Origin of the sequence: Noviherbaspirillum soli (genome assembly GCF_015352955.1) — a bacterium.
GTDB classification, from domain to species: domain Bacteria; phylum Pseudomonadota; class Gammaproteobacteria; order Burkholderiales; family Burkholderiaceae_D; genus Noviherbaspirillum_A; species Noviherbaspirillum_A soli.
This window is the reverse complement of sequence record NZ_JACYOX010000005.1, coordinates 72,442-95,579: the sequence shown is the minus strand read 5'-3', so window position 1 is coordinate 95,579 and position 23,138 is coordinate 72,442. Positions and strand designations below refer to the sequence as shown.

General features: G+C 59.7%; 24 protein-coding genes. 18 read left to right on the top strand and 6 right to left on the bottom strand.

From position 1 onward, the window contains the following. The first annotated feature begins 27 nt into the window (after window positions 1–27). Window positions 28–2,151 (top strand): sodium-translocating pyrophosphatase, encoded by a 2,124-nt coding sequence (locus tag IGW04_RS06870; RefSeq protein WP_194712312.1) that lies wholly within the window; start codon window positions 28–30, stop codon window positions 2,149–2,151. On the opposite strand, the gene IGW04_RS06865 is transcribed toward IGW04_RS06870, so the two are convergent. Further along, on the bottom strand, window positions 2,148–2,780 hold the full coding sequence (locus tag IGW04_RS06865) for a trimeric intracellular cation channel family protein (RefSeq protein WP_194712311.1): 633 nt from the start codon (window positions 2,778–2,780) through the stop codon (window positions 2,148–2,150). The two genes, IGW04_RS06870 and IGW04_RS06865, sit on opposite strands and share 4 nt — an antisense overlap. A gap of 299 nt (window positions 2,781–3,079) precedes the next feature. Here IGW04_RS06865 and IGW04_RS06860 point away from each other — a divergent pair, with 299 nt between their 5' ends. From IGW04_RS06860 to IGW04_RS06825, 8 genes are all read left to right on the top strand, one after another. Then, window positions 3,080–3,838, top strand: coding sequence for a 3-hydroxyacyl-CoA dehydrogenase (locus IGW04_RS06860; protein ID WP_194712310.1), 759 nt, complete (start codon window positions 3,080–3,082; stop codon window positions 3,836–3,838). Beyond that, window positions 3,835–5,640 (top strand): gamma-glutamyltransferase, encoded by a 1,806-nt coding sequence (ggt, locus tag IGW04_RS06855; protein WP_407672056.1) that lies wholly within the window; start codon window positions 3,835–3,837, stop codon window positions 5,638–5,640. The genes IGW04_RS06860 and ggt overlap by 4 nt, the downstream gene beginning before the upstream one ends. Window positions 5,641–5,817: 177 nt before the next feature. After that, window positions 5,818–6,189, top strand: coding sequence for a ribonuclease domain-containing protein (locus IGW04_RS06850; RefSeq protein ID WP_194712309.1), 372 nt, complete (start codon window positions 5,818–5,820; stop codon window positions 6,187–6,189). A gap of 48 nt (window positions 6,190–6,237) precedes the next feature. Then, window positions 6,238–6,657: a barstar family protein gene (locus tag IGW04_RS06845; RefSeq protein ID WP_323744825.1), complete on the top strand. Its 420-nt coding sequence runs from the start codon at window positions 6,238–6,240 to the stop codon at window positions 6,655–6,657. A 68-nt stretch (window positions 6,658–6,725) separates the two neighbouring features. Beyond that, a complete protein-coding gene (gene purN / locus IGW04_RS06840) occupies window positions 6,726–7,367 on the top strand; it encodes a phosphoribosylglycinamide formyltransferase (RefSeq protein WP_194712308.1) in 642 nt (213 codons plus the stop codon). Then, window positions 7,364–8,620: an RsmB/NOP family class I SAM-dependent RNA methyltransferase gene (locus IGW04_RS06835; protein ID WP_194712307.1), complete on the top strand. Its 1,257-nt coding sequence runs from the start codon at window positions 7,364–7,366 to the stop codon at window positions 8,618–8,620. Before purN ends, IGW04_RS06835 begins: the two co-directional genes overlap by 4 nt. Before the next feature lie 89 nt (window positions 8,621–8,709). Further along, on the top strand, window positions 8,710–10,029 hold the full coding sequence (locus tag IGW04_RS06830; RefSeq protein ID WP_228526903.1) for a mechanosensitive ion channel family protein: 1,320 nt from the start codon (window positions 8,710–8,712) through the stop codon (window positions 10,027–10,029). Between the two features lie 104 nt (window positions 10,030–10,133). After that, window positions 10,134–11,330, top strand: a complete 1,197-nt coding sequence (locus IGW04_RS06825) for a DesA family fatty acid desaturase (RefSeq protein WP_194712306.1) — start codon at window positions 10,134–10,136, stop codon at window positions 11,328–11,330. Window positions 11,331–11,477: 147 nt separating this feature from the next. On the opposite strand, the gene rpmG is transcribed toward IGW04_RS06825, so the two are convergent. The 3 genes from rpmG to radC all read right to left on the bottom strand — a co-directional run bounded on the left by rpmG (window position 11,478) and on the right by radC (window position 12,713). Continuing rightward, window positions 11,478–11,645: a 50S ribosomal protein L33 gene (rpmG, locus tag IGW04_RS06820; protein ID WP_194712305.1), complete on the bottom strand. Its 168-nt coding sequence runs from the start codon at window positions 11,643–11,645 to the stop codon at window positions 11,478–11,480. Between the two features lie 21 nt (window positions 11,646–11,666). Further along, window positions 11,667–11,903 carry a 50S ribosomal protein L28 gene (gene rpmB, locus IGW04_RS06815; RefSeq protein WP_194712304.1) on the bottom strand — a complete coding sequence of 79 codons (237 nt, stop codon included), beginning with the start codon at window positions 11,901–11,903 and terminating at the stop codon, window positions 11,667–11,669. A gap of 135 nt (window positions 11,904–12,038) precedes the next feature. Continuing rightward, window positions 12,039–12,713 carry a RadC family protein gene (gene radC / locus IGW04_RS06810; protein ID WP_194712303.1) on the bottom strand — a complete coding sequence of 225 codons (675 nt, stop codon included), beginning with the start codon at window positions 12,711–12,713 and terminating at the stop codon, window positions 12,039–12,041. A gap of 105 nt (window positions 12,714–12,818) precedes the next feature. Here radC and IGW04_RS06805 point away from each other — a divergent pair, with 105 nt between their 5' ends. The 6 genes from IGW04_RS06805 (at window position 12,819) to IGW04_RS06780 (ending at window position 18,023) form a co-directional block, all read left to right on the top strand. Then, on the top strand, window positions 12,819–13,274 hold the full coding sequence (locus tag IGW04_RS06805; RefSeq protein ID WP_194712302.1) for an FKBP-type peptidyl-prolyl cis-trans isomerase: 456 nt from the start codon (window positions 12,819–12,821) through the stop codon (window positions 13,272–13,274). Window positions 13,275–13,331: 57 nt separating this feature from the next. Beyond that, window positions 13,332–14,276, top strand: coding sequence for a 4-hydroxy-3-methylbut-2-enyl diphosphate reductase (ispH, locus tag IGW04_RS06800; protein WP_194712301.1), 945 nt, complete (start codon window positions 13,332–13,334; stop codon window positions 14,274–14,276). 84 nt (window positions 14,277–14,360) lie between these two features. Further along, window positions 14,361–15,290, top strand: a complete 930-nt coding sequence (locus IGW04_RS06795; protein ID WP_194712300.1) for a branched-chain amino acid ABC transporter permease — start codon at window positions 14,361–14,363, stop codon at window positions 15,288–15,290. 19 nt (window positions 15,291–15,309) lie between these two features. Next, window positions 15,310–16,518: an ABC transporter permease subunit gene (locus IGW04_RS06790; RefSeq protein WP_194712299.1), complete on the top strand. Its 1,209-nt coding sequence runs from the start codon at window positions 15,310–15,312 to the stop codon at window positions 16,516–16,518. Between the two features lie 12 nt (window positions 16,519–16,530). Further along, window positions 16,531–17,298 carry an ABC transporter ATP-binding protein gene (locus IGW04_RS06785; protein ID WP_194712298.1) on the top strand — a complete coding sequence of 256 codons (768 nt, stop codon included), beginning with the start codon at window positions 16,531–16,533 and terminating at the stop codon, window positions 17,296–17,298. Beyond that, window positions 17,298–18,023 carry an ABC transporter ATP-binding protein gene (locus tag IGW04_RS06780; RefSeq protein ID WP_194712297.1) on the top strand — a complete coding sequence of 242 codons (726 nt, stop codon included), beginning with the start codon at window positions 17,298–17,300 and terminating at the stop codon, window positions 18,021–18,023. Before IGW04_RS06785 ends, IGW04_RS06780 begins: the two co-directional genes overlap by 1 nt. A 9-nt stretch (window positions 18,024–18,032) precedes the next feature. On the opposite strand, the gene IGW04_RS06775 is transcribed toward IGW04_RS06780, so the two are convergent. Next, on the bottom strand, window positions 18,033–18,341 hold the full coding sequence (locus IGW04_RS06775) for a YkvA family protein (protein WP_194712296.1): 309 nt from the start codon (window positions 18,339–18,341) through the stop codon (window positions 18,033–18,035). Window positions 18,342–18,510: 169 nt separating this feature from the next. Between IGW04_RS06775 and IGW04_RS06770 the strand changes: the two genes are divergently transcribed. Both IGW04_RS06770 and maiA read left to right on the top strand, forming a co-directional pair. After that, window positions 18,511–19,206, top strand: coding sequence for a fumarylacetoacetate hydrolase family protein (locus IGW04_RS06770; protein WP_194712295.1), 696 nt, complete (start codon window positions 18,511–18,513; stop codon window positions 19,204–19,206). A 5-nt stretch (window positions 19,207–19,211) separates the two neighbouring features. Then, a complete protein-coding gene (maiA, locus tag IGW04_RS06765) occupies window positions 19,212–19,871 on the top strand; it encodes a maleylacetoacetate isomerase (protein ID WP_194712365.1) in 660 nt (219 codons plus the stop codon). A gap of 89 nt (window positions 19,872–19,960) precedes the next feature. On the opposite strand, the gene IGW04_RS06760 is transcribed toward maiA, so the two are convergent. Next, window positions 19,961–20,431, bottom strand: a complete 471-nt coding sequence (locus tag IGW04_RS06760) for an outer membrane lipoprotein (RefSeq protein ID WP_194712294.1) — start codon at window positions 20,429–20,431, stop codon at window positions 19,961–19,963. A gap of 393 nt (window positions 20,432–20,824) precedes the next feature. On the opposite strand from IGW04_RS06760, the gene IGW04_RS06755 reads away from it, so the two are divergent. Then, window positions 20,825–23,134 carry an ATPase, T2SS/T4P/T4SS family gene (locus IGW04_RS06755; protein ID WP_194712293.1) on the top strand — a complete coding sequence of 770 codons (2,310 nt, stop codon included), beginning with the start codon at window positions 20,825–20,827 and terminating at the stop codon, window positions 23,132–23,134. Window positions 23,135–23,138: the final 4 nt, after the last annotated feature.

Sequence of the window (23,138 nt, the reverse complement as noted above, 5' to 3'; positions counted from 1 at the left end):
GTCGTGAATAACAATGGAGGAGTCAACATGGCAGCAGCTTTGGGATTCGCCGTCTTGTGCGGCCTGATCGCGGTGATTTACGGCTTGATGTCGCGCGGATGGATCTTGCGGCAGGACCCCGGCAACGCCCGCATGCAGGATATATCGGCGGCAATCCAGCAGGGCGCAGCCGCCTACCTGGCGCGGCAATATCGCACGATCGGCATCGTTGGCGTGATCCTGTTCCTGCTGATTGCCTTCATTCCCGGCCTCGGCCTTATCACTGCCGTAGGCTTCCTGATCGGCGCGCTGCTATCGGGCGCCTGCGGCTTCATCGGCATGAACGTGTCCGTGCGGGCCAATGTGCGCACCGCGCAGGCCGCCAGCGTCGGCATCCACGAGGCGCTGAATGTGGCCTTCAAGGGCGGTGCGATCACCGGCATGCTGGTAGTCGGTCTCGGACTGCTGGGCGTGACGCTGTTCTACTGGGTGCTGATCGCCAGCGCGCCGCACGGCGCCGGTTTTACGGTATCGCAGCATGACATCATCAAGCCGCTGATCGGCCTGGCTTTCGGCGCCTCGCTGATCTCCATCTTTGCCCGCCTGGGCGGCGGCATCTTCACCAAGGGCGCCGACGTCGGCGCCGACCTGGTGGGCAAGGTCGAGGCCGGCATTCCCGAGGACGATCCGCGCAACCCGGCCGTGATTGCAGACAATGTCGGCGACAACGTCGGCGACTGCGCCGGCATGGCGGCCGACCTGTTCGAAACCTACGTCGTCACCCTGATCGCCACCATGCTGCTGGGCACCCTGATGCTCAATGGCCTGGAGACGCAGGCGGCGCTGTATCCGCTGCTGCTGGGCGCGGTGTCCATCCTGGCTTCGATCGTCGGCTGCTCGCGGGTGAAATACCTGCCGGGCAAGAAAATCATGTCGGCGCTCTATGTCGGCCTGTGGATTTCAGCCGTGCTGTCGCTGATCGGCTTCGGCATCGTCACCTGGCTGATCATGCCGCCCGAACTGCGGGTGCCAATGATGGGCTCCGCGGTGGTGGGCATCGTGCTGACCGGGCTGATGGTCTATATCACCGAGTACTACACCGGCACCGAGTACAAGCCGGTCAAGCATATCGCCGCCGCCTCGACGACCGGGCACGGCACCAACATCATCGCCGGACTGGGCGTATCGATGAAATCCACTGCCTATCCGGTGCTGGCGGTCTGTGCCGCCATCGTGGTCTCGTACACCCTGGGCGGCCTGTACGGCATCGCCATCGCAGCGACATCCATGCTGTCCATGGCCGGCATCATCGTCGCGCTCGATGCCTATGGGCCGATTACCGACAATGCCGGCGGCATTGCCGAAATGTCCGGCATGCCGGAGGAAGTACGGGCCGTCACCGATCCGCTGGATGCGGTTGGCAACACCACCAAGGCAGTCACCAAGGGCTATGCGATCGGTTCGGCCGGCCTGGCTGCGCTGGTGCTGTTCGCCGACTATACCCATGCGCTCGACAGTGCCGGCATTTCCGTCGCCTTCGACCTGTCCGACCCGGCCGTCATCGTCGGCCTGTTCATCGGCGGCCTGGTGCCGTATCTGTTCGGGGCGATGGCGATGGAGGCGGTCGGCAGGGCGGCCGGCGCAGTGGTGGTCGAGGTGCGCAGGCAGTTCCGGGATATCCGCGGCATCATGGACGGTTCCGGCCGGCCCGAGTACGACAAGGCGGTGGACATGCTGACGTCAGCCGCGATCAAGGAAATGGTGCTGCCCTCGCTCCTGCCCGTGATCGTGCCCATCCTGGTTGGAATGCTGCTGGGACCGGCGGCGCTGGGCGGAGTGCTGATGGGTGCCATCGTGACCGGCATCTTCGTCGCCATCTCCATGACCACCGGTGGCGGTGCCTGGGACAACGCCAAGAAGTACATCGAGGAAGGCAATCACGGCGGCAAGGGGTCGGAGGCGCACAAGGCTGCGGTCACCGGCGATACCGTGGGCGACCCGTACAAGGACACCGCCGGCCCGGCAATCAATCCGCTGATCAAGATCATCAACATCGTGGCGCTGCTGATCGTGCCGCTGTTGCCGGTGACCGTGGTGGAAACCGGCGCCGCGAAGCCGGCAGCGGTGTCGCATGCCGTTGCGGCCGCAACGCAGCCGGGCTTGCCGCGCTAAGCCGGCAGCCTCAGATCGAAACGCACCGCCAGCAGCCGCATCACGCAGGTAACCGCGATGCCGGCGCTGACGGTGAGGCTCTCCGGCGCATTGATCTTGTCCAGCAGCAGCGCCACCCAGCAGCCGAAAAACGCACATGTTGCATAAAGCTGGCCGCGCCGCAGCACCAGCGGAATTTCATTGCACAGCACGTCCCGCAGCACGCCGCCGAAAATGCCGGTGATCACACCCATCATCACGCAGACGAACAACGGCATGCCGGCATCTTCGGCAATCGACGTGCCAAGCACGCTGAACAGGCCCAGGCCGAGCGCATCCGCCACCAGGATGAATTTTTCCGCGCGGCCCGAGCTCAGGTGGCGGGTGAATGGCGTGATGACCAGCGCCAGCGCAAAGATCAGCAGCACGTATTCCTGACGTTCGACCCAGAACAGCGGGCGCTGGTCCAGCAAAAGGTCACGCAGCGTGCCGCCGCCAAAGGCGGTAATGAAACCGACGGTGAAAATGCCCACCATGTCCATTTCACGGCGCCGGGCCTCGATGAAACCCGACATGGCAAAGGCGACGATGCCCAAAACCTCGATCGCCTGAAGCAAGGTGCTGAGATTGACCTGAATGGTGAGTGCCATGCTGTTTCCGGAATGCCAGGGTTGGGAAGGCGTGCATTATAAAAGTCGTGCCCCGTTATCTTGGTGGCTAATTTTTGCCCGTTGCATTTCTGGTGGCGCCCGGCCAAATGTTTCTGGCGTCATGCGCCTGCGCTTACCGTCTGCGCCAGCGCACCTGGCCGGAGACCGCTGCGCCCATTTTGTCAGACGCCCCGATCCGCATTTTTTGTTATTCAAATAAAAATCGCTACAATCCGCTGGTTGACGTTAACGTCAATCGTGCAGGCAATCCAACATTTTCCATCCCCAGAGAGGACAAGATGCAGATTCAGGAGAACGTATTCATCATTACCGGCGGCGCATCAGGGCTGGGCGCAGCCACCGCGCGCATGATCGTGGAAAATGGCGGCAAGGTGGTGCTGGCCGACGTGCAGGCAGAGGCCGGAGAGAAGCTGGCCGCCGAACTGGGCGGCAAGTTCGTGCGTTGCGATGTCACTTCGGAAGCCGATGGCAAGGCCGTGGTGGAAGCGGCGCTGGCACTGGGCAAGCTGTGTGGCCTGGTCAACTGCGCCGGCGTGGCGCCGGCCGTCAAGACGGTAGGCAAGGATGGTCCGCACCCGCTGGAAGTCTTCCAGCGCACCGTCAATATCAATCTGGTCGGCACATTCAATATGTCGCGCCTTGCCGCGGATGCGATGGCCAAGCAGGAAGCCAATGCCGACGGTGAACGCGGCGTGATCATCAATACCGCTTCGGTAGCCGCCTACGATGGCCAGATCGGCCAGGCGGCCTATGCATCCTCCAAGGCGGCAGTGGCCGGCCTGACGCTGCCAATGGCGCGCGACCTGTCCCGCAATGGCATCCGGGTGATGACCATCGCGCCAGGCATCTTCGAAACGCCGATGCTCCTGGGCATGCCGCAGGAAGTGCAGGACGCGCTGGGACGCATGGTGCCGTTCCCGCCTCGCCTGGGCCGGCCGCATGAATATGCCCACCTTGCCAAGACCATCATCGAAAACACGATGCTCAACGGCGAGACGATACGGCTGGATGGCGCTATCCGCATGCAGCCCAAGTGATCCCGGTCCGCCGTCTGGCGACGTTCGCCCATCTGACCAAGGCGCTGCTGCTGGCCGCGCTTCTGGGCGGCTGCGCCTCGCCCGACGGCTGGCCGGAGCGCGATGCCAGCCTGGCGGCGCCGGAAGCCGCTTCCGGTTATGCCGACAAGCCGGGATGGCATGCACGCAGCTTCATGGTGTCGGCGGCCAATCCTCTGGCTGCCGATGCCGGATACGACATATTGAAGCAGGGCGGCTCGGCGGTGGACGCCGCCATTGCAGTGCAGATGGTGCTTGGGCTGGTCGAGCCACAGTCGTCCGGGCTGGGCGGCGGCAGCCTGATGCTGCATTTCGACGGCAAGCAGTTGCGCGCGCTGGACGGCCGTGAAACCGCCCCGGCTGCGGCCGATGAAAAGCTGTTTCAGGATGCCAGCGGCAAGCCAGTGCCTTATTTTGACGGCCTGATCGGCGGGCGCTCGGTTGGCGTCCCCGGCATGCTGCGCATGCTCGAACGGGCGCACCAGCAGCATGGAAAACTGCCTTGGGAAGCGCTGTTCGCGTCGGCGATCAGGATGGCGGAGCAGGGCTTCGAGGTCAGCCCCAGGCTCGCCAAGCTGCTGCGCGACGACCCCTATCTCAGGCAAGACCCGGCTGCGGCAACCTATTTCTATGATCAGTATGGCGAGCCATGGCAAGTTGGTCATTTGCTGAAAAATCCCGCATTGGCAGCGGTCATGCGGCGTGTCGCCAAAGAAGGTGCGGACGCTTTTTACAAGGGAGAGATTGCGCGTGACATGGTCAGCAAGGTCGGGCTGCACCCACGCAATCCGGGGCGTCTCAGCGTGCAGGATATTGCAGCCTACCAAGCCAGGGAGCGTGAACCGCTTTGCGCCACCTATCGCATCTGGCGCGTCTGCGGCATGCCGCCGCCGTCGTCCGGCGGACTGGCCGTTGCCCAGATACTGGGCATACTGGAAAATACGGATATTGGCAGGCTTGCGCCTGACAGCAACGGCCTGAACGCACAGGCAGTGCACCTGTTCAGCGAAGCGGGCCGGCTTGCTTACGCCGACCGCAACCGCTATGTGGCCGACCCGGATTTCGTGCCTGTTCCCGGCGGCATTGCATCGCTGCTGGACAAACGCTATCTGGCGCAACGCGCGGCCTTGATAGGCGAGCTCTCGATGGGTGCGGCGGCTGCCGGCAAGCCGGAAGGCATGCAGCTGGCCTGGGGTGATGATGCCTCACCCGAATTGCCTTCAACCACGCATATTTCCGTTGTTGACCGGGACGGCCAGGCGGTTGCGATGACCTCGACAGTGGAAAGCGCATTCGGGTCGCGCCAGATGGTGCACGGTTTCTTGCTCAATAATGAACTGACTGATTTTTCCTACGTGTCAGCAGATGATGCCGGCCCGGTTGCCAACCGGGTGCAGGGCGGCAAGCGGCCGCGTAGTTCAATGGCGCCAACCATGGTGTTCGACCGTTCGTCGGGAAAACTGATTCTGCTGGTAGGTTCCCCGGGGGGCGGCTACATCATTAATTACGTTGCGAAAACCTTGGTCGGCGTGCTGGACTGGCGCATGGATGTACAGCGCGCGATCAGTCTTCCGAACTTTGGTAGCCGAAATGGCCCTACGGAACTCGAGCGAGGCCGGTTTTCCGCCAATTTCATTAGTTTGTTGAAACAGAAGGACCATCAGATCAGGCTCGACGAGCAGACTTCCGGCCTGCAGGCCATCATGCGTGTCCAGCGCAATGGCGAGGACATGTGGTTCGGCGGCGCCGACCCCCGCCGGGAAGGCGTGGCACGAGGCGACTAGGGCCGCTCTGGCTTTCAATACGGGCTTCATGGCAAGCCTCGGTTTCTGGGCGCTTCACGTTTCAGTTCAAGCACCTCGAACCATCTTCAGTTGCTTCCCACAAACTGTACAGGTAACCTTGGAACTGGTTTTTCATCGCTGTCAACTTGCGCAGAAAGTGACATAGCCTTGTTTTCAATGAGAATTTTTATTCGGCAGACATTAATCCTCCTGCTTGGGATGCTGCTGGCATTCGGTGTTTGGGCACGTACCAGCAGTGGCAGCGATGTCGTTTCCGTCTCAGAGCTTCCTGTTGAAGCAAGGCGCACGCTGCAATTGATCAGGCAGGGTGGGCCATTTCCTTACGAGAAAGATGGGGCGGTATTTGGCAATTATGAAAGGCTTTTGCCAAAACAAAACCGAGGGTATTATCGTGAATTCACTGTAAAGACCCCAGGTGCGCGCAACCGTGGTGCCAGACGCATCATTACTGGCGGGGAATTAAATAGTCCACGGGAACTCTATTACACAGAAGACCATTACGCGTCATTTCGACGCATTCAAGAGTGAGAAGTGAATATCTATACCCTTATGGTTCCGGAGAAAGGTCCGCAGTTGATGCCAGAAGCGCCAGCAGAAGCGAGCTTGTTCCAGACTGTCCCGCCCAACGTGGTGCAGTCGATCCGTGCTTTCCGTGTCACTGAACTTCAGGCGGAGGCGGCCAAGCTGGGCCAGCATTTTCTTTATGCCTATTGTGGCGATGCAACGACTAAACAGCAGGTATTGACCACGATTGCCGAAGCTTTTCAGTTCCCGCGGCACTTTGGCAAGAATTTCGACGCCCTGTCCGACTGCCTGACAAGCCTCGTGTACAAGGCAGGCCGTCAGTCCGGATTTCTTGTTGTGTTGGAGCAGCTTCCCAATACCCAGAAGTTTGACCGCGAGGCTCGTGAAACCCTGCTCGATGTGTTTCGCGACGCAGCGGATTTTTGGGCTGAAAAGAAAGTGCCTTTCCGGGTTTTCTATTCTTTCCAGTAAGGTTTTCTGGGCTCTGCCCGGTGAGCTGAGCGCAAAGTGCGCGCAGGTCGTCATGTACAATGCGCGCCATGAAAAGTATCGTCATTCTTATTTCTGGACGCGGCAGCAATATGCAAGCCATCGTGCAAGCCGCACGGAAGGAAAAATGGCCGGTGCGCATCGCCGCCATTATCAGCAATCGCCCGGATGCACCCGGTCTGGCATTTGCAGAACAGCATCAGATTCCCGCCGTCACGGTGCCGAGCAAAAATTATCCGGACCGGAATGCGTTCGATTGCGCGTTAAAGGATGAAATCGACCGGTTTTCCCCTGACTTCGTGGTCCTGGCCGGTTTCATGCGGATATTGACCGCTGAATTCGTTGCCCATTACGCCGGACGCATGCTCAACATCCATCCCTCACTGCTACCGAGTTTTCCTGGATTGCATACGCACAGGCAGGCGCTGGAAGCAGGCGTGAAACTCCATGGCGCAACCGTCCATTTCGTCACCGCCGAGCTTGACCATGGGCCTATCGTTGCCCAGGAAGCGGTGCCGGTCTTGCCTGATGACACCGAGGAAACCTTGTCGGCGCGCGTGCTGGAGGTGGAGCATCGTCTCTATCCCGCGGCAGTACTGGCGGCGGTCGAAAGTCGCCTTTTCGTCGGCAATGGCTGCGTGCGCGTTATCCCCCAATCCGAAAACCATTTGACCTTGAAAGAATCCGCATGAGGCTGCCTCCCGCCCTGATCGGCCATACCGAGGAAGTCCTGCGGGAAATCCTTCGTTTTACCGGCCCGGCCGACAATACCCTGTCCCGTTATTTCCGCGATCATCCCCGACTTGGCAGCCGCGAACGCGGCGTGATTGCCGAAGCAGTGTACGGGCTGTTGCGCAACAAGCTGGTCTATACCAGTTTTGCTGAATCAGGCCAGGGGCCGAGCATGCGCCGGCTGGCCTTGCTGGGTCTTGCCGATGCGGCGGGAATAGACGCGCTGGGTGGACTGTCGCCAGAGGAAAGCGATTGGCTGAATCGGGTGATGCAGATCGACCGTGACATGCTGCCCGCTGCGTTGCGCGCAAATCTGCCGGCGTGGCTGTACGAGCGTCTGCTGGAGCGTTTCGGGGAAGAGGAAGTGCAGAAGCTGGCGCAGACCCTGAATACGCCAGCGCCGCTGGACTTGCGTGTCAACAGCGTCAAGGCCGACCGGGAGCAGGTGATCACCGCACTGGCCGAAGCGCCGATTCTCGCGGAGCCTACGCCCTACGCGCCGCTGGCGCTGAGGGTCAGGAAAAAGCCGGCGCTGCAGAATCTGCCTTTGTTCAAGAGTGGCGCGATAGAGGTGCAGGACGAAGGCAGCCAGATTCTGGCGCAAATACTGGGTGCGCGCCGCGGTGAAATGGTGGTGGATTTTTGCGCCGGCGCTGGCGGCAAGACGCTTGCACTGGGCGCAATCATGCGTAATACCGGACGTCTGTATGCATTCGATGTATCGGAAAAGCGGCTGACCAAACTCAAGCCAAGATTGGCGCGCAGTGGGCTGTCGAATGTGCACCCCGTCGTTATCGCGCATGAAAACGATGCCAAGGTCAAGCGCCTGGCGGGGAAGATAGATCGTGTCCTGGTAGATGCGCCGTGCAGCGGGCTTGGCACCTTGCGCCGTAACCCGGATGTGAAATGGCGCCTGAAACCTGAATCAATCACCGAACTCAACACCAAGCAACTTTCGATTCTTGAAGGAGCGGCACGGCTGGTGAAGGCAGGTGGCCGTCTGGTGTATGCCACGTGCAGCATCATGGAAGAGGAAAACGAATCCATTGTCCGGAAATTTCTGGAGACAAATACATCGTTCCATCTTGTGCCTATGCAACAAGTACTGGACGAGCAGAAGATCCCATTGGAGATGGGCGACTTCCTGAAACTGTTTCCGCACTTACATCAGACTGACGGTTTTTTCGCTGCGGTGCTAGAACGAAGCAATTAACTTTGTTACCTCAAGGATGCGCTTGGTTGACCCCTTCTGATTTGCGGGGTACGCTCAGCGCCATCCTTAATCGTTCCCTGCAGAAATAGATGATGCTTTCGTTTTCCTGGCTTGATCTATGGTCGGAGGTCCGTACTGCCGGCTTTGTCTGGCAGACGGGCGCGGTTACGGCTTCCATTCTCCTTTCCCAGTTGCTTTCTCGTCTGGCAGTTCGCTGGGGTTCAGCCCAAAGTCGAACCGTAGTTACCGAAGATAGCCAAGCCCGGTCGGTCCATTCGATGCTGTGGCCTATCGCTGCCTTTGCCATCCTGGCGGCCGCTCGCATGGCGTTTTTAAAATGGCAGCCAGTGCCGTTATTGACGCTTGCCTTGCCAATCGTGGGCTCTCTTGCGCTGGTACGTCTGGTGTTCTATCTGTTACGGCGCGTTTTCATGCGCAACGGCAATGCCGGCGGCTTGCTGCTCGGCTTTGAAAAGGTGTTTGCCGCGCTGGTCTGGCTGGGCCTTGCCATACATCTGACGGGTCTGTGGCCTGACCTGATCGCTTACCTGGAACGCACCTCGATTCCAACCGGACGCTACCAGACCTCCTTGCTGGTGATTATTCAGGCCATTGCCTCCATCGGCGCAACCCTCATCCTTGCGTTATGGCTAGGCGCCGTGCTGGAAGAAAGGCTGATGAAAGTAAGCACCATACATTCATCGGCGCGCCTGGTGATGGCGAGGGCAGGGCGGGCGAGTCTGATTCTGGTTGCCATTCTTCTCAGCCTTTCGCTTGCCGGCATCGATTTGACGGTGCTTTCCGTGTTTGGTGGTGCACTTGGGGTCGGTATAGGTCTTGGTTTACAGAAGATCGTCAGCAGTTATGTATCAGGATTCGTTATCCTGCTCGAACGGAGCATGGCAGTAGGCGATATGGTTTCGGTGGCAACCTTTTACGGACAGGTAACCCGGATCAACACACGCTATACGATAATACGCAGCCTGGACGGAATAGAGACAGTGGTACCGAACGATATCCTCATTTCAGGTGCGGTACAGAATCATTCCCTGAGCGACCGGAAACTCAGGCTTGCTACACGGGTGACGGTAGCTTATGAAACCGATGTGGAAGTGCTGCTGCCTAAACTGGTCGATGCCATTCACGAGATTCCACGCATCTGCCAAGATCCGGTACCGCACGCGTTGCTGACAGGCTTTGGCCTGAATGGGCTTGAAGTGGAGCTGGGGTTCTGGATAGAGGATCCGGAAAACGGAAAAGGCAATTTGTTGTCACTTGTCAACCGTGCAATTTGGCAGGTTTTAAGCGAAGAAAAGATCAGAATTCCCTATTCCCAACATGAGATCAGGATGGCAACGGATGTGTCACAATCATTTGCATCGTCAGAACTTTCATCCATAAAGCAATAAAGCGCGTAAAATATAGGACAAAATTCAATAAATGCGGCTAATCCATACCTAGGATCATGACCGCCAGGGAATATGACCTCCCGCCCATCAACTTTGGAGCCTGAATGATTCTGAATGCAGTTTTGGACTTTCTGTCGAATGGCCTGACCCGTGCTAGCGCCTGGCAAATCGTTATCTACACGCTGGTCGTTACCCATATAACGATCGCCGGTGTGACTATTTACCTGCATCGCAGCCAGGCGCATCGCGCACTCGACTTGCACGCCATCCCCAGCCATTTTTTCCGTTTCTGGCTCTGGATGACGACTGGCATGGTCACCAAGGAATGGGCAGCGATCCACCGCAAGCATCATGCGAAGTGTGAAACTGAGGAAGATCCGCATAGTCCGGTTACTCGTGGCATCAGGAAGGTGCTGCTCGAAGGTGCTGAACTTTACCGTGCAGAATCAAAAAACCAGCAGACCGTGGAGAAATACGGTCACGGCACGCCTGATGACTGGATCGAGCGCAATCTCTATACCAAGCACAGTGCGCTTGGCATCATCCTGATGCTGTTCATCGACCTTGCGCTGTTTGGCATTGTCGGCCTGTCAGTCTGGGCAGTGCAGATGCTCTGGATTCCGGTGACTGCCGCCGGCATTATCAATGGCATCGGCCATTTCTGGGGTTACCGCAACTATGACTGCAATGATGCGGCAACCAATATCTTCCCAATCGGGATCCTGATCGGCGGCGAGGAACTGCATAACAATCATCACACCTTCGGCACCTCGGCAAAACTGTCGTCGAAGTGGTACGAGTTCGATATCGGCTGGATGTACATCCGTATCCTGGAGACGCTGGGTCTGGCGACCGTGAAAAAGGTCGCACCGGCGCCGAAATTCGATAGCGGAAAGCGTGTTGCCGACCTGGCCACTTTGCAGTCCATCGTATCGAACCGCTATGACGTGATGGCGAAATACACCAAGTCCATTCGTCATACCTGGCGTGAAGAAATTGCCCATATCCGCAGCAAAACGGAAATGGGCAGCGATGCACTGCGCCGGTCGCGCAAACTGCTGCAAAAGGAACCCGCCAAACTGGAAGCGCCGCAGCGTCAGCAGTTGAGCGAGTTGCTGGCACATAGCAAGGCGCTGAAGACCATGCACGATATGCGTGCTGAATTGAGCGCACTGTGGGAAAGGTCGCATTCCACCAGTGACCAACTGCTGCATCATTTGCAGGACTGGTGCCGTCGCGCTGAATCCTCCGGTATCCGTTCGCTGCAGGAGTTTTCCTTACGGTTGCGCAGCTATGCCTGAGCAAGGCTAGGAAGCATTCCCTCAAAAAGAGCCCGGTTCGCCGGGCTCTTTTTTTAGTGTTGACCGGTTTGGCCAGAAGGCGACTCTCAAACCTGGAGGCGAAAAAAAACCCGCAATCGAATGCGGGCTTCCGGGAGGTCAGATCAATTACTTGATCTTCGTTTCCTTGTATGCAACATGCTTGCGAGCCTTGGGATCGAACTTCATGATCTCCATTTTTTCCGGCATGGTGCGCTTGTTCTTGGTCGTGGTGTAGAAGTGACCCGTGCCTGCAGTCGATTCCAGCTTGATTTTGTCGCGGCCTTTGGTAGCCATGATGATTCCTTTACTGTGGGATTAGACTTTTTCGCCACGGGCGCGCATATCGGCCAGGACGGCGTCGATGCCGATCTTGTCGATGATGCGCAGGCCAGCGTTAGACAGGCGCAGGGAAACCCAGCGGTTTTCCGACTCTACGAAAATGCGACGATTCTGCAGGTTAGGCAGAAAGCGACGCTTGGTCTTGTTGTTTGCATGGGAAACGTTGTTGCCGACCATCGGCTTCTTCCCGGTGACTTGGCATTGACGTGCCATGTTTCACTCCTTCAAATATTTCCGAAATTGGAAAAAACGAGAGTATATCCAAAAAAAGTAGAATATTCAACGACTTGCGAAAAACAATTGTTTCTTGCTTTGTTCTTTTTATTTAACAAAAAGACGCATCGTTTTTCACAGTTCGCCATGCTCCATAAAGGAGTAGATTCGCTTGCCTGCGACAATCAGGTGATCAAGTACTCGCACCTCGATCAGGCCGAGCGCATCGATCAAGAGATGCGTGATTTCATGGTCCTGGCTACTGGGCAATGGCTCGCCGGAAGGATGGTTGTGAGCCAGTATGCAAGCGGCTGCATTGCAATGCATTGCTGCCCGTACCACTTCACGAGGATGTACTTGCGCCCGCGTCAGGGTGCCACGGAATAATTCCTCACATGCAATAACATGGTGTTTTGCATTCAGGAAAATAACGGCAAAGCTCTCATAGGGAAGGGTGGCCAGGCGTAACTGGAGATAGTGCCGAACGGCCAGGGTACTGGTCAGCGGCGAACCGCGTTTTATTTCTTCCATTGTCGTGCGGCGTGCCAATTCCAGTACTGCCTGCAATTGCGCAAATTTCGCTGGGCCAAGGCCTGGGAGCTTGCAGAACTCATGTACCGCAGCATTGCAGAGTGCATGCAAGGACCCGAAGTGCAACAGCATGCGCTGGGCCAGTTCAACGGCGGAGCAACCAGGCAGACCGGTGCGGAGAAAGATCGCCAGCAATTCTGCATCGGACAAGGTGTGTGCGCCAAGCGCAATCAGTCTTTCCCTCGGCCGCAATGCTTCCGGCCAGTCAGCAATTCCCATGTTCTGTCTTTCATGCAGGGTGCTTCGATCGGTGCAATCGCCACCAGTCGGCGCTAGCGGCTGTGGTGGCTTAAAATGGCGGATTATTTTGTCTGGCGGAAGCTCATGGAAAATCTAACACAGCCGGTCGTGGGCCCAGGAGCCTATCTGACGCTGCATTACCGACTCGCGTCGCAGGATGGCAACGACATCGTTACCACCTTCAACGGCAATCCAGCCACTCTGCAACTTGGCACGGGCCAGCTTGCCCCCTTTCTCGAAGAACGCCTGATTGGCCTGGCCGACGGCGCCGAGCGCAGCTTTTCGCTGGCGCCATCCGAAGCATTCGGCGAGCGCAATCCGGAATTGCTGCAGCGGGTTTCCCGCGCCACGCTTGCCGATAATTCGCAGCTTGGCGAGGAATACAAGGTAGGCGATGTGGTTGAATTTGCGGCGCCCGGCGGCGGCCGCTTTGCCGGGGTGCTGCTTGAAATCAACGCCGATGATGCGCTTTTCGATTTCAATCACCCGCTGGCTGGCCAGACGCTGCGTTTCGACGTACGCATCATCGGCATACTGTAGCGTGCGCAGCGGCAGCCAGGCAGCGCGTTTTTAATCGATCAGGGAATACACACAGTTATGGAACAGGAAATCCTGCTAGCGCAACCGCGCGGTTTTTGCGCTGGCGTCGACCGGGCAATCGAAATCGTCGAACGGGCGCTGGCGCAGTTCGGCGCTCCCATCTATGTGCGCCACGAGATCGTGCATAACGCCTACGTGGTCGATGACCTGCGGCGCAAGGGCGCTATTTTCATCGAGCAGCTTGCTGATGTCCCTCCCGGGAACACGCTTGTGTTTTCTGCCCACGGTGTGCCGCGCTCCGTCCAGGAGGAAGCGGCGCAACGTGGCCTCACGGTATTCGATGCGACTTGTCCACTTGTGACGAAAGTGCATGTTGAAGTGGCTAAGATGCGGCGGGAAGGAAGGGAGATCATCATGATCGGCCATGCCGGTCATCCTGAAGTGGAAGGTACCATGGGGCAAGCCGACCAGGGCATGTATCTTGTGGAAACCGCCGACGACGTCGAGCACCTCCAGGTGCGCAATCCTGACCAGCTGGCCTATGTGACGCAAACGACACTGTCGGTGGATGACACCGCCGACGTCATCGCCGCACTCAAGCGCCGGTTTCCCAATATCGCCGAGCCCAAGAAAGGTGACATCTGCTATGCCACCACCAACCGCCAGGAAGCGGTGAAGTTCATGGCGCCCCAGGTTGACCTGGTGATCGTTGTTGGCAGTCCGAACAGTTCCAATTCGAACCGGCTGCGTGAAGTGGCCCAAAAGAAAGGGACGGCCGCCTACATGGTGGATAACGCAGCGCAAATCGACCCGGCCTGGCTGGAGGGAACCAAACGCATCGGCGTCACTGCCGGTGCATCGGCACCCCAGATTCTGGTGGACGCGGTGATTGCACAGTTGAAGGTGTTCGGTGCGCGTAGCGTACGGGTACTGGAAGGTGTGGAAGAGAATGTGACGTTTCCCCTGCCCAAGGGCTTGCATGGTCTGCCCGAACCTGGTTGATTCCTCAGGTACGGAATAAAAAGCGCGCCATGACCGATTGCCGTTCTGGCGTAAAAATATAACTACTTTTGATCATGGCCGGCCATGGAAATTTTCCTGCAGCAAATCGTCAACGGCCTGGTGTTGGGCAGCATGTATGCCCTGATCGCCTTGGGATACACCATGGTCTACGGCGTTCTCAATCTGATCAACTTTGCCCATGGTGAAGTGCTGATGATCGGTGCGATGTCGGGCCTGACCATATTGAAACTGGTGAACAGTGCCGCCCCGGGCCTTCCAGGGGTAGTCAAGCTGATCATTGCCATCCTTGGCGCGATTCCAGTCTGTGTCATCGTCAATATCGTGATCGAGCGCGTTGCTTACCGACGGCTGCGCAACGCGCCGCGTCTGGCGCCGCTGATTACGGCAATCGGTGTTTCCATCCTGCTGCAAACGATCGCGATGATGGTGTGGGGACGCAATCCACTTCCTTTCCCCCAGGTGATGCCTTCCGAGTCGCTGAACCTGATGGGTGCGCTGATCACGCCGACGCAGGTCATGCTGCTGGCACTGGCGGCGCTGTCGATGTTGTTGCTGGTGCTGCTGGTGGAGAAGACCAAGATGGGCCGCGCAATGCGGGCCACGGCCGAGAATCCGCGGATTGCCGGCCTGATGGGCGTGGATGCCAACCGTGTCATCGTCGTCACCTTTGCTGTGGGCGCGGCGCTGGCAGCAGTGGCTGGCGTGATGTGGGGCGCGAATTATTCCTCGGCCCAGTTTGCAATGGGCTTCGTGCCCGGACTGAAAGCATTTTCGGCCGCTGTGCTTGGCGGCATCGGCAATATCTATGGCGCCATGCTGGGCGGTATTCTGCTCGGCCTGATCGAAAGCCTGGGTGCCGGCTACATCGGCGACCTTACCGGCGGATTCCTCGGCAGTAACTACCAGGATATCTTTGCCTTCATCGTATTGATCATCGTGCTGACGCTGCGTCCTTCCGGGCTGATGGGCGAGCGCGTTGCCGATCGCGCCTGAACGGAACCTACCCTATCCTATGGCCTACACCATTTCTTCGCGCCCAACCCGCAGCCGCGCCAGCCTGATCGCGCTGGCGGTCGTCGTACTGGCGTTCCCTTTCATCGCTTCCAATTTTGGCAATTCCTGGGTGCGCATCATCGACCTGGCGCTGCTCTACATCATGCTGGCGCTGGGCCTGAATATCGTGGTCGGCTTCGCGGGGTTGCTCGATCTCGGTTATATCGCCTTCTATGCGCTCGGCGCCTACCTGACCGGATTGATGGCTTCGCCGCAGTTCGCCACCTTGCTCGAGTCGCTGGTGAACCAGTACCAGCCGCTGGGCGAGGCGGCGATTGCCTTTTTCGGGCCGGAGGTGGCGCAGCAGGGCATTCATCTGTCGCTGTGGGTGATTCTTCCGCTAGCGGCATTGCTGGCCGGCGTCTTCGGCGCGCTGCTGGGCGCGCCCACGCTGAAGCTGCGTGGCGATTACCTGGCCATCGTGACCCTGGGCTTTGGCGAGATCATCCGGATTTTCATGAACAACCTGAATGGTCCGGTCAACATCACCAACGGACCGCAGGGCATCAACCTGATCGACCCGGTGCGCATCTTTGGCGTGTCGCTCGGCGGCGAGGCCGGATCGGGCGCCATGGTGAAGATAGGCGGCTTTTCGATGCCCTCGGTGAATGCCTATTATTTCCTGTTCCTGGCGCTCTGCCTGGCGATCGTGTTCATTTCCTACCGCCTGCATGACTCCCGTCTGGGCCGCGCCTGGATCGCCATCCGCGAGGATGAAATCGCAGCCAAGGCGATGGGCATCAATACCCGTAACGTCAAGCTGCTTGCCTTTGCGATGGGCGCATCGTTCGGCGGCGTTGCGGGTGGCCTGTTTGCCGCGTTTCAGGGCTTCGTCTCTCCCGAATCCTTTTCCCTGACCGAATCGATCGCCGTGCTGGCCATGGTGGTGCTGGGCGGCATGGGCCATATACCGGGCGTGGTGCTTGGCGGCGTGATCCTGGCGGCCTTGCCGGAGGTGCTGCGGCATACCGTGGAGCCGGTGCAGCATGCGCTGTTCGGCAAGGTGCTGGTCGACGCGGAAATCCTGCGCCAGCTGCTGTATGGCCTGGCGATGGTCGTCATCATGCTGACCCGTCCGGCAGGACTGTGGCCCGCGCCGCGGCATGAAGATCGTCCCGAAGCCGATGTCGACAAGCCTGCGCCCAGCACCGGCGTCGCGCCGGTGTAAGGGAGCCACGCAATGGAAAACAGCTTGCTGAACATTCGCGGGGCAACCAAGCGCTTTGGCGGCCTGCAGGCCTTGTCGGGCGTGGACATGCGCATCGCCAAAGGGCAGATCTATGGTCTGATCGGTCCGAACGGCGCCGGCAAGACCACCTTCTTCAACGTGCTGACGGGGCTGTATCAGCCCGACGGCGGCAGCTTCGAGCTGGATGGCAAACCGTATTCGCCATCGGCGCCGCATGAAGTCGCCAAGGCCGGCATTGCCCGCACCTTCCAGAACATCCGGCTGTTTGGCGAAATGAGCGCGCTGGAAAACGTGATGGTCGGACGCCACGTCCGCACGCGCCAGGGCGTGCTGGGCGCGGTGCTGCGGCATCGGGCCGCGCGGGAAGAGGAGGCGGCGATCCGGCGCCGTGCGCAGGAGTTGCTTGATTTCGTCGGCATCGGCGCCTTCGCCCGCCGCACCGCCCGCCACCTGTCCTACGGCGATCAGCGACGCCTGGAAATCGCCCGGGCGCTGGCCACCGATCCACTGCTGCTGGCGCTGGACGAGCCCGCCGCGGGCATGAATGCCACTGAAAAGCTGGGCCTGCGTGAACTGCTGCTGAAGATCAAGGCGGACGGCCGCACGATTCTGCTGATCGAACATGACGTCAAGCTGGTCATGGGCCTGTGCGACCGCATTACCGTGCTGGACTACGGCAAACCGATTGCCGAAGGCACGCCCGCGGAAGTCCAGAAAAATCCTGCTGTCATTGAAGCCTACCTGGGAGGGTCGCACTGATGGCCGCAACCGTATTGAAGGTCGACGGGCTGACGGTTGCCTATGGCGGCATCCAGGCCGTCAAGGGCATCAGTCTGGAAGTGCGAGAAGGCGAGCTGATCACGCTGATCGGCGCCAATGGCGCTGGCAAGACCACCACGCTGAAGGCGATCACCGGAACACTGCCGGACTGCAGGGTGGAAGGCCACATCGAATACGCAGGACAGCCGATTCGCGGCCTGACCTCGTTCCAGCTGGTGCGCCGGCAGCTGGCAATGGTGCCGGAAGGCCGGGGCGTGTTTTCCCGCATGACCATCCACGAAAACCTGCTGATGGGCGCCTATATCCGCAATGACAAGGCGGGTATCGATGACGATATCGGCAAATGGTACGACGTTTTTCCCCGGCTCAAGGAGCGCTCCACGCAGCTCGCCGGAACGCTTTCCGGCGGCGAGCAGCAGATGCTGGCGATGGCGCGCGCACTGATGAGCCATCCGCGCCTGCTGCTGCTGGATGAGCCGTCAATGGGGCTGTCGCCCATCATGGTGGAGCGCATCTTCGAAGTCGTGCGCAATGTTGCTGCGCGGGGCGTAACGATCCTGCTGGTGGAGCAGAATGCGCGGCTGGCACTGCAGGCCGCGCACCGTGGCTATGTAATGGAGTCGGGCCTGATCACCATGAGCGGCCCGGCGCAAGCCATGCTGGATGACCCGAAGGTGCGCCAGGCCTATCTCGGCGAGGAATAGGCAGTTGCCTCAGGCGCGCCGCCAGAACGCCCATTTCGACAGGAAACGCTCGCTGGCGCTGCGGGCATCGGTCAGCGCACCGGCCGGCATCAGCTTCAGCAGGGCCGGAATGCCAAAGGCGAGAATGGTTGCATCATCCAGCCATCCCAGCACGGGCAGTGCATCGGGCACCAGGTCGATCGGGCTCAGCAGGTAGACCGCAAGCAGGCCGGCGCCCAGCTTGACCGTCAACGGCGTTGCCGGGTGGCGGCAGGCAAACCACAGGATGGTGACTTCGCGGCCAGCCAGCCGGGCCAGGCGGCGCAAACGATTGAACATGTCAAATACTCCTTGGAAAGTCGCCACGGCCGGTCGCCGCGCTGCCCTCTATCTGGGGGCGCTAGCTGGATTTAAAGAGGCAGATGCATCGATTTCATCGGTCATCGCAGGATTGGGCGAAATACATATCAGAGTGGCATAATCCTCGCACTATTAAAAAGGAGCCAACATGGAGTACACCTTCACGCCGCCTGCCCAGGCTGTCGTTCCAGTTGCCGGAAGCACCCGGATGTTCCCGGTTCACCGCGTTTATTGTGTCGGCCGCAATTATGTTGAGCATGCCAAGGAGATGGGCCATACCGGTCGCGAAGCGCCGTTCTTCTTCCTCAAGCCAGCTGATGCGCTGCTGCCGGTGGCCGCCGGCGGCACCGGCGAAATGCCGTATCCGGCCATGACTTCCGACCTGCATCATGAAATCGAGCTGGTGGTTGCGATCGGCAAGGCCGGACGCGACATCCCCGCGGCGGAAGCGGGCAACTACATCTGGGGCTATGGCGTCGGCCTGGACATGACCCGCCGCGACCTGCAGGGCGAGGCCAAGAAGCTGGGCCGTCCCTGGGACACCGGCAAGGGCTTTGACAAGTCGGCGCCGATTGCGCCCCTGCATCCGCTGTCCGAAACCGGCCTGCTGGAAAAGGGCAACATCCGCCTCGATGTCAATGGCGCTGCGCGTCAGAACAGCGACATCAGCAAGCTGATCTGGAATGTAGCTGAAACCATCGAGCACCTGTCGCGCTACTTCGAACTCCAGCCTGGCGATCTGATCTTCACCGGCACGCCTGAAGGCGTGAACGCGGTGCAGAAGGGCGATCTGCTGGAAGGCAGCGTCGAAGGGCTGACCCCGCTGCGCGTCAAGGTGATCTGATGAGCCTGAAGCTCTATACCTACTTCCGCAGTTCGGCATCGTTCAGGGTACGCATTGCGCTGAACCTGAAGGGCCTGGACGTGGACATGGTGCCAATTCATCTGGTCAAGCAGGGCGGCGAGCAGCTGACCGAGGAATTCCGGCGCATCAATCCGGAGGCACTGGTGCCGGCGCTGGTCGACGAAGAGGATGAAAACGGCAGCCAGGTGCTGACGCAATCCCTGGCCATCATGGAATACCTCGACGAGATGTATCCGGAGCCGCCGCTGTTGCCAGCCGCGCCGCTGGACCGGGCCTATGTGCGCAGCATTGCGCTGGCAATTGCCTGCGACATCCATCCGCTGAACAATCTGCGGGTGCTGCGCTATCTGGTGCGCGATCTGAAGGTCAGCGAGGAAGACAAGAATGCCTGGTATCGCCACTGGTGCGAGCAAGGCCTGGCAGCGCTGGAAGCCAAGATCAACGCCGATGGCCGCGCCGGCAAGTTCTGCTTCGGCGACACGCCAACGCTGGCTGACTGCTGCCTGGTGCCGCAGATCTTCAATGCGCGGCGGCTTGACTGTGACCTGTCGGGCATGCCAACCCTGCTGCGCATCACGGAAAACTGTGCGAAGGTGGATGCGTTTGCGACGGCTGAGCCGTCAAGGCAGCCAGACGCGGAGTAAATCCGATCCTTGCAGGCTACAGCCTGCAAGGGCAATAAAAAACCGCTGCGACAGACTGGTGTCGCAGCGGTTTTTCTTTCAGGGCCGGTTCAGTAGCGATAGACCCTGCCGTTGTCGATCCGTACCCGGTTGCCGATGTTCATGTCGCCGATCGATTCCTGGGTGAAGGTCTGATAGGTGCCATTGTCCAGCCGCACGCCGATCTGGTAGGCGGTGCCGCCCTGGCGATTGCGTTGCTCGACCTGGTTGCCCACCACGGCGCCGCCCACGGCGCCTGCGGCCGTCGCCACGGCACGGCCGGTGCCGCCGCCGACCTGGTTGCCCAGAATGCCCCCAGCCAGTGCGCCAATGACCGTACCCGCATTGATGCCGCTGTTGCCGCCGGCGGTGTTGACCACCTGGATCGAATCCACCACGCCGTAGCTGGTGTAATAGCCTTGCTGGCCGGCGGGAGCGGGGTAGGGCGACGAGGCGGCCGGCGGATAGCCAGGGGCCGCGCAGCCAGCCAGGAAGGTGGAAGCGGCAAGAGCAGATGCGATGATGATGCGATTTGTTTTCATATGACCTCCTGATATTGTGACCACAGCCTAATCCCGGTCGGTCGCGAGGGTCTGTACGCCATCGAACAGAATCGGACAGAGCCGACGCGGGCCGGATAGGCTGCATGGCGGCGTCAAGCCAGTGGCGATTCTATGCGGCCGGATCGAACTGATGCCAAGCTTGTTACAGCTGATTACCTTCCCGCGCCTTCTCCATTGCGTTGCCTGGCCGGTCCGGTTTCTTTGCTTCACCCTGCCTGATTCTTGCTGTAAATTGCGTCGATAGCGCTTCATCGTCCCCGCTTTCCAGCTGAATAAGCAAAACAGGCAGCAAATACCATGATGACTGACTTTGAATGGCCCATACCGCCGCACTTTCAACTTGCCACTGACGCGGCGGGCCCTGAACCGGCAATGCTGGCAATGCACGATGGCCAGCGGGCGGCGGGAACGCTGGTGCGGCTCGATCCCGAGAACGGCCTCATCGAATTCCTGATGCAGAAGTCCCTGCTCGCCAATCAGATAGGGTTCCGTGAACTCAAGAGCCTCCGCCTGACCCGCCCGATTGCGCTGAAGCCGCTGCCACTGGACCAGGGCGATCAGTTCGACCCGGCCAACCTTTCCCTGCGCAAGCGTTGCGTCGTCAATTTCAAGGATGGCGACAGCCTGATTTCGGAAACCATCGGCTATGTCGAACATCCGTTCGGCCTGTTCCTTTTCCTGTGCAGCTATGGCGACGATGTGCTGCGCTGGTTTATCCCTTCAGGCGCGATCACCAGCTATCAGATCGGCGAGCAACTCGGGCAGTTGCTGGTCGAGGGCAAGCTGGTCAGCCAGGATGCTGTCGACCTCGGCCTGAAGAAGCAGGAAGCCCTGCGGTCCCAGAGGCTGGGGGACTATCTGCAGAAACAGCATATCGTCAGCCAGGAACAGGTTGAAAAGGCATTGCAGCAGCAGAAGGAAATGCCGCACGTCAGGCTTGGCGAAGCGCTGCTGCAGGAGGGGCTGATCTCGGTGGAGCAACTGGAGGAAGCGCTGACCCTGCAGACGCGCGACCGCAAGACCCATCTCGGCGAGATACTGGTTGAAATGGAAGTGGTCAAGCGCGATACCCTGCGCCGGGTGCTGGCGCAGAAGCTGGGCATTCCCCTGGTCAGCCTGCGCAAGTTCGATTTCGACCTGAACCTGATCAAATCGGTGCCGGCCGATCTGGTGCGCAAGCACCAGATCATGCCGCTTTACCGTACCGAGAGCCGCATGGTCGTCGCGCTGGAAAATCCGCTGGCCATCGAAGGCCTGCAGGCGCTGGGCTTCTACACCAAACTGAAGATCGACCCGGTGATGGCGTCGGCTGACGACCTCAACGGCGCAATCAAGAAATTTTATGGCAGCCAGGCCAGCCGGGAAAGCATGGAAGACCTGGTGTTCGAACTGGGCAGTGCCGACCTGGTCACTCCGGCAAGCACCATCAGCGTGATGGATGATGTATCGGAGTCGGACAACACGCTGGTGCGTCTGGTCAACAAGATCATCATGGATGCCTACGAGGATGGCGCGTCGGACATTCATATCGAAACCATGAAGGGCAATCGGCCAACCCGGGTACGCTTTCGCAAGGAGGGCGTGATGTCCCACTATTCCGACATCCCGGCCAACTTCCGCAATGCGCTGGTATCCCGGCTGAAAATCATGAGTCGCCTGGACATTTCCGAAAAGCGGCGCTCGCAGGATGGAAAGATCGATTTTTCCCAGTTCGGCCCGGCCCGCATCGAACTCAGGGTGCTGACCATGCCCACGACCGAAGGCCTGGAAGATGTGGTGATGCGCATCCTGAGCGCACCCAAGGTGGTGTCGCTGGACGGTCTCGGCCTGTCGCCCTACGCGCTGGAAGGCATACGCAGGATCGCTGCGCGGCCCCATGGCCTGCTGTTCGTCTGCGGACCGACCGGGTCCGGCAAGACCACCACCCTGCATTCCATCCTGGCCCACATCAACACGCCGGAACGCAAGATCTGGACGGTCGAGGACCCGGTCGAGATTACCCAGGAAGGCTTGCGGCAGGTGCAGGTCCAGCCGCGCATCGACTGGACTTTTGCCGCGGTGCTGCGCAGCTTCCTGCGTGCCGACCCGGATGTGATCATGGTCGGTGAAACCCGCGACGCCGAAACCGCGCGCACGGTGATCGAAGCTTCGCTGACAGGCCACCTGGTCTTTTCAACCATGCATACCAACAGCGCCGCTGAAAGCGTCGTGCGTCTGCTGGATCTCGGGCTGGACCCGTTCAACTTCGGCGATGCCCTGCTGGGCGTCGTCGGCCAGCGCCTGACGCGTCGCCTGTGCGCTTCCTGCCGCATTGCCTACACTGCCTCCGACGACGAACTGGCGATGCTGGCCTATGAATACTGTCTTGACACCAGGCTGGCGGCCGACGAGGTGCTGGCCGACTGGCATGCCAGCCATGCCGGCAAGGATGGCACGCTCACGCTGTACCGAGCCCATGGCTGCGAGGAGTGCAACGGCAGCGGTTACAAGGGGCGGCTGGGCGTCCATGAACTGTTGATCAACAGCGTGACGATCAAGCGCATGATCCTGAACCGGGCCAGCGTGGCCGAACTGACGGCGCAGGCGATGGAGGAGGGCATGACCACGCTGCGCCAGGACGGCATTGCCAAGGTCTTGCAGGGTTATACCGACTGGGAGCAGGTGCGCGCCCTGGCCAGTTAGCCTC